Raw genomic sequence first — 6,012 nt, 5'->3', positions numbered from 1 at the left:
GAGCTACCTCGCCGGACTCCACCTCCGCGCCTCCATGATCTGGATCAAGGACCTCACTCGAACCGCTCAATGATCACGACTCAATACAGGCCCTAGGTACCCTCTGCATTGATCCACAGCCTGGCGTCCTGAGCATGGTTCGATCACCCCCCGGGGGTCTCCCAGAGGTCGACACCAAGTCATCACCAGACCCCGTACAGTCCGGTTTCAACCCGTATGAACAGGGATTGAGGGCAGACCTTGAATAGCCACCTGACCTGCACAAACGCCGTTCAGAGACGTATGCCCCCTGACCCTGCGGTGAACTTCCAGTTCACCGGGCCGCGCTTCTTCCGCATCGAGAACGGGCGGATCACCGGGCAGGTGCGGGACGTGGCCTACCAGGCGACGACCACCGACTTCTGGGGGTCGATGGCCGCGGTCGGCGGGCCGCAGACGTATGTCCTCGGGGGTGCCTTCAACTGCGGCAAGGCCCAGCCGGGACAGGTCGCGGCCGTCTCGCACGGCTGCCCGTCGGCCCTGTTCAAGGGCGTCAACATTCTGAACACCACGCAGGAGGCCGGCCGATGAGCGCGCGCACCAGCAAGGCGGACCAGCCGCACGAGATCGTGGAGCGGGCCCTGGAGCTGTCGCGGGCCGACGGCTGTGTCGTGATCGCCGACGAGCAGTCGACCGCCAATCTGCGCTGGGCGGGCAACGCCCTCACCACCAACGGGGTGACGCGCTCGCGCACGCTCACGGTGATCGCGACGGTGGACGGCAAGGAGGGCACCGCCTCCGGGGTCGTCTCTCGGGCGGCGGTCACCCCCGACGAGCTGGAGCCGCTGGTGCGGGCCGCCGAGGCCGCCGCGCGCGGCGCCGGGCCCGCGGAGGACGCGCAGCCGCTGGTCACGGGTGGGGTCCGGTCCCCCGAGTTCACGCAGGCGCCGGCCGAGACCTCGTCCGCCGTGTTCGCCGACTTCGCGCCGGCGCTGGGTGAGGCGTTCGCCCGCGCGCGGGCGGGCGGGCGCGAGCTGTACGGGTTCGCCAACCACGAGATGGTGTCGACGTACCTGGGCACGTCGACCGGGCTGCGGCTGCGGCACGACCAGCCGAACGGGACGCTGGAGCTGAACGCGAAGTCGCCGGACCGGACGCGCTCGGCGTGGGCGGGCCGGTCGACCCGGGACTTCGAGGACGTCGACCCGGCGGCGCTCGACGCCGAGCTCGCCGTACGCCTGGGCTGGGCCCGGCGGCGGATCGAGCTGCCCGCCGGGCGGTACGAGACGCTGCTGCCGCCGACCGCCGTGGCGGATCTGATGATCTACCAGCTGTGGTCGGCGTCGGGCCGGGACGCGGCCGAGGGCCGGACGGTGTTCTCCCGGCCGGGCGGCGGCACCCGTCTCGGGGAGAAGCTGACCGAGCTGCCGCTGTCGCTGCGCAGCGACCCGGACGAGCCGGGGCTGGAGTCGGCGCCGTTCGTCGTCGCGCACTCCTCCGGCGGCGACCAGTCGGTGTTCGACAACGGGCTGCCGGTCCGGGCCACCGAGTGGATCGGCGGGGGCGAGGTGAGGCACCTCACGACCAGCCGGCACAGCGCTGCCCTGACCGGGCTGCCGGTGTCGCCCGCGGGCGACAACCTGATCCTGGACGGCGGCGACGACCGCTCCCTGGAGGAGATGGTCGCGGGCACCGCGCGCGGGCTGCTGCTGACCTGCCTGTGGTACATCCGCGAGGTCGACCCGGCGACGCTGCTGCTCACCGGCCTGACCAGGGACGGCGTGTACCTCGTCGAGGACGGTGAGGTCGTGGGCGAGGTGAACAACTTCCGCTTCAACGAGTCGCCGGTCGATCTGCTGGGCCGGGCGGCCGAGGCCGGGCGCACGGAGAAGACGCTGCCCAGGGAGTGGAGCGACTGGTTCACCCGGGCCGCGATGCCGCCCCTGCGGGTGCCGGATTTCAATATGAGCTCTGTCAGCCAGGGCGTATAACCTCGTAGCCGGTAGTCGTCCCGGCTGCCCGAGGATCACCGAGGAGACACGAGAACCGTGACGGACATCGTCGACGAGCTGAAGTGGCGTGGGCTGTTCGCCCTGTCCACCGACGAGGACGCTTTGCGCAAGGCGCTCGCGGACGGTCCCGTCACGTTCTATTGCGGCTTCGACCCGACCGCGCCGTCCCTGCACGTCGGGCACCTGGTGCAGGTGCTCACCGTGCGCCGGCTCCAGCAGGCCGGTCACCGGCCGCTGGCCCTGGTCGGCGGGGCGACCGGCCTGATCGGTGACCCGCGTCCGACGGCGGAGCGCACGCTGAACGACCCGGAGACGGTCGCCGGCTGGGTCGACCGGCTGCGGGGCCAGATCGAGCCGTTCCTCTCCTTCGAGGGCGAGAACGCGGCCGTGATGGTCAACAACCTCGACTGGACGGCCGGGCTGTCCGCGATCGAGTTCCTGCGCGACATCGGCAAGCACTTCCGCGTCAACAAGATGCTGACGAAGGACTCCGTGGCCCGCCGCCTGGAGTCCGACCAGGGCATCAGCTACACCGAGTTCAGCTACCAGCTGCTCCAGGGCATGGACTTCCTCCAGCTCTACCGGCGCTACGGCTGCACGCTCCAGCAGGGCGGCAGCGACCAGTGGGGCAACCTCACGGCCGGCCTGGACCTGATCCACAGGCTGGAGCCGGACGCCTCGGTGCACGCGCTGGCGACGCCGCTGATGACCAAGGCGGACGGCACCAAGTTCGGCAAGACCGAGGGCGGCGCCGTCTGGCTGGACCCGGAGATGACGACGCCGTACGCGTTCTACCAGTTCTGGCTGAACGTGGACGACCGGGACATCTCGCGGTACCTGCGCATCCTGTCCTTCCGCTCCCGTGCGGAGCTGGAGGAGCTGGAGGAGCAGACGCAGGAGCGGCCGCAGGCCCGGGCGGCGCAGCGCGCGCTGGCGGAGGAGCTGACGACGCTGGTGCACGGCGCCGACCAGACGGCCGCCGTGATCGCCGCGTCCAGGGCGCTCTTCGGTCAGGGCGACCTGGCGGAGCTGGACGACCGGACGCTGGCGGCGGCCCTCTCCGAGGTGCCGCACGTGCGGGTCGCCGAGCTGGGGCCGGTCGTGGACCTTTTCGCCGAGGTCGGCCTGGTGGCGAGCAAGTCCGCCGCGCGGCGGACGGTGAAGGAGGGCGGCGCCTACGTGAACAACGTCAAGGTCACCGCGGAGGACGCCGTGCCCGCCGCCGAGGACCTGCTGCACGGGCGGTGGCTGGTGCTGCGTCGGGGCAAGAAGAACCTGGCCGCCGTGGAGGTCACGGGAGCCTGACCGGTCCGCCGCCGGCACCCACCGCCGGTACGGCGCGCCCACCGCGCCCCTCGGAGCATCTGTTCCGGGGGGCGTGTCCTCGTATCGCTCCCGCCTGAGGTGCCCTGAGGTGGTGCGGTGCCTCAGGTGGTGCGGTGCCTCAGACGGTGCGGTGCCTCAGGTGGTGCGGTGCTTGCGCTTGCCCAGCGTCGCCATGTACAGCATGTCACCGAAGGCCACGATGATGATCGCGGCGATCAGCTGGAAGATGTGGCGGCTCCAGTCGATGCCGGGAGTCTCGTCGACGCCGAAGCCGCGCGCGACGGCGTTGCCCACGATGGCGCCCAGGATGCCGAAGATGGTGGTCAGCCAGAGCGGGCTGTGCTGTTTGCCCGGGATGATCGCCTTGGCGATCAGGCCCAGTACGAATCCCACGATGATCGCCCACAACCAGCCCATGGCTGCCTCCTCGTACGGCTCGACGTGAGCATTGCAACCAGTCTGGGTTGGTACACCGTACGGCGCATGTCGGGCGCGGCCGTACGTGGTACGGCGCAGGACGTCCGCCCGGGCGGGGAGCGACCCGGCCTCGAAGGCGGCCGGGGCCCGGCGTACCGTGGGAGCCGGGGAGAGTTCGATGCGGGCGGATGGTGGAATGTGATGCGGAAGCAGAACGGCGCCGGCAACGTCCAGGTGTTCCGGATCACCGGGGCCCGTCAGGGGCTCCAGGAGGATGTGCGGGGCCGGCAGCGACGGTACGTGATCTCGATGGCGATCCGCACCCTGTCGGTGATCCTGGCGGCGGTGCTGTGGAACGTGGAACGGCATGTGGCCGTGGTGGCGCTGGTCCTGGGCGGGGTCCTGCCGTACGTCGCGGTGGTGATCGCCAACGCCGGGCGGGAGAACGCGCCGGGACTGCCCTCGACGTTCGTGACCGCGCCGGAGCGGCCGATGCTGACGCCGCCGCGCGCGGAGGGCGGTTCCGGGGTGTCCGGGCCGGAAGAGGAGCCCTCCGCGGAATCCACCCGGGAGCCCGCGGACGGCGGTCCGACGGAGCGGCGGCCACGCGCCACGCCATGAGTCGGCTGTGTACCAAGCTCAAGAAAAGCTCAGATCAATCATGTTGTTCCAGTGCCGTGCGGCCGGTCACCCGTGACATACTGCGTACGCGCTCCGCATCCCCCGTCGGAGCGACGGACCGACGCCGGGCAGCTCCCCCCGTGGCTGCTCGGCGTCGCCTTGTTCACCGCACCTGTGAGACGAACCAGTGAGTGAAGAGACCCCCATCTGCTCCGCCAAGGGCTGTCGTGCCGACGCCGTGTGGGTTCTCGCCTGGAACAACCCGAAGCTGCATACGCCGGAGCGGCGCAAGACCTGGCTGGCCTGCGAGGAGCACCGGGAGCATCTGTCGCAGTTCCTCGGGGTGCGGGGGTTCCTCAAGGACGTCGTGAGGTTCGACGAGTGGCGGGCGCCCGAGGAGGCCGACGGAGCCCAGGGCCCCTTCTGAGGAAGCCGAGGGAGCCCGGAGCTCGTGGAGGGTGCTCGGCTAACCGCCGATCGCCGACATGGGGCGGTCCGGCTGGACGAACGACGGGTCGTCCAGGCCCGCGCCCGCCTTCTTGCCCCACATCGCCAGGCGCCAGATCCGGGCTATCTCCTCGTCGGGGGCGCCGGAGCGCAGGGCGGCCCGGAGGTCGGTCTCCTCGCGGGCGAAGAGACAGGTGCGGACCTGCCCGTCGGCGGTGAGGCGGGTGCGGTCGCACGCCGCGCAGAACGGGCGGGTGACGGAGGCGATGACGCCGACGCGGTGGGGGCCGCCGTCGACCAGCCAGCGTTCGGCCGGGGCCGAGCCTCGCGCGGACTCGCCCTCGGCGGTGAGGTCGAAGCGGGTGCGGAGCGAGGCGAGGATGTCGCCCGCCGTGACCATGCCGTCGCGCTTCCAGCCGTGCTGGGCGTCGAGGGGCATCTGCTCGATGAAGCGCAGTTCGTAGTCGTGGGCGACGGCCCAGGCCAGCAGGTCGGGGGCCTCGTCGTCGTTCAGTCCCGGCATCAGCACCGAGTTGACCTTCACCGGCGTGAGGCCGGCCTCGCGGGCGGCGGCGAGGCCTTCGAGGACGTCCTTGTGGCGGTCGCGGCGGGTGAGGGCCTTGAAGACCTCGGGGCGGAGGGTGTCGAGGGAGACGTTGACCCGGTCCAGGCCGGCCGCCTTCAGGGCGGTCGCCGTGCGCCGGAGGCCGATGCCGTTGGTCGTCAGCGACATCTGGGGGCGCGGGGTGAGGGCGGCGACCCGCTCGACGATGCCGACGAGGCCGGGGCGCAGCAGCGGCTCGCCGCCGGTGAAGCGGACCTCCTGGACGCCGAGGGTGGTGACGGCGATGCCGATCAGGCGGACGATCTCGTCGTCCGTGAGGAGGTCGGGCTTGGCCAGCCACTGCAGTCCCTCCTCGGGCATGCAGTACGTGCAGCGCAGGTTGCACCGGTCGGTCAGCGAGACCCGCAGGTCGGTGGCCACGCGGCCGTAGGTGTCGATGAGCACGTGGGCCCCCTTCCCTCGTAGCGCTCGGAGCGGATCGCGTGTGGTCCGTCGTCTGCGAGCCTACGTGACCGGACCGACAAGGTCAGCCGCCGATCCCACGACGTAAGACGCGGCCGCGTCGCAGGGACCTGGCGGTGGCCGGCGACGGGGGCGCCGCGGGGGGCCCGGGGCGTGGGCGCCCGGGGCGGGCCGGGGGCGCCC

The 6,012-nt window shown here is 71.4% G+C and carries 6 protein-coding genes and 1 pseudogene; 5 read left to right on the top strand and 2 right to left on the bottom strand.

Features of this window, described 5'->3' with window-relative positions; all coding sequences use genetic code 11:
• Window positions 1-303: 303 nt before the first annotated feature.
• The 3 genes and pseudogenes from ACFV9M_RS41615 to tyrS all read left to right on the top strand — a co-directional run.
• Window positions 304-570: pseudogene (locus ACFV9M_RS41615) on the top strand (metallopeptidase TldD-related protein); the annotation flags it as partial.
• Window positions 567-1,970: a metallopeptidase TldD-related protein gene (locus ACFV9M_RS41610; protein WP_385079580.1), complete on the top strand. Its 1,404-nt coding sequence runs from the start codon at window positions 567-569 to the stop codon at window positions 1,968-1,970. The pseudogene ACFV9M_RS41615 and the gene ACFV9M_RS41610, both read left to right, overlap by 4 nt.
• Window positions 1,971-2,027: 57 nt before the next feature.
• Entirely contained in the window at window positions 2,028-3,296 is a 1,269-nt protein-coding gene (gene tyrS / locus ACFV9M_RS41605; RefSeq protein ID WP_385079582.1) for a tyrosine--tRNA ligase, read from the top strand.
• 156 nt (window positions 3,297-3,452) lie between these two features.
• Here the strand turns inward: tyrS and ACFV9M_RS41600 are convergent, their stop codons facing one another.
• Entirely contained in the window at window positions 3,453-3,734 is a 282-nt protein-coding gene (locus tag ACFV9M_RS41600) for a GlsB/YeaQ/YmgE family stress response membrane protein (RefSeq protein WP_385079585.1), read from the bottom strand.
• A 201-nt stretch (window positions 3,735-3,935) separates the two neighbouring features.
• Here ACFV9M_RS41600 and ACFV9M_RS41595 point away from each other — a divergent pair, with 201 nt between their 5' ends.
• Both ACFV9M_RS41595 and ACFV9M_RS41590 read left to right on the top strand, forming a co-directional pair.
• Window positions 3,936-4,355 carry a DUF3099 domain-containing protein gene (locus ACFV9M_RS41595; RefSeq protein ID WP_385079588.1) on the top strand — a complete coding sequence of 140 codons (420 nt, stop codon included), beginning with the start codon at window positions 3,936-3,938 and terminating at the stop codon, window positions 4,353-4,355.
• A gap of 187 nt (window positions 4,356-4,542) precedes the next feature.
• A complete protein-coding gene (locus tag ACFV9M_RS41590; RefSeq protein ID WP_385079591.1) occupies window positions 4,543-4,782 on the top strand; it encodes a hypothetical protein in 240 nt (79 codons plus the stop codon).
• A 39-nt stretch (window positions 4,783-4,821) separates the two neighbouring features.
• On the opposite strand, the gene moaA is transcribed toward ACFV9M_RS41590, so the two are convergent.
• Window positions 4,822-5,811 (bottom strand): GTP 3',8-cyclase MoaA, encoded by a 990-nt coding sequence (gene moaA, locus ACFV9M_RS41585; RefSeq protein WP_385079594.1) that lies wholly within the window; start codon window positions 5,809-5,811, stop codon window positions 4,822-4,824.
• Window positions 5,812-6,012 lie beyond the last annotated feature (201 nt).

The organism is Streptomyces sp. NPDC059895 (genome assembly GCF_042731035.1).
In the GTDB taxonomy this organism is placed as follows: domain Bacteria; phylum Actinomycetota; class Actinomycetes; order Streptomycetales; family Streptomycetaceae; genus Streptomyces.
Note: the sequence above shows the minus strand (reverse complement) of the source record. Positions and strands in the feature narration are given on the sequence as shown.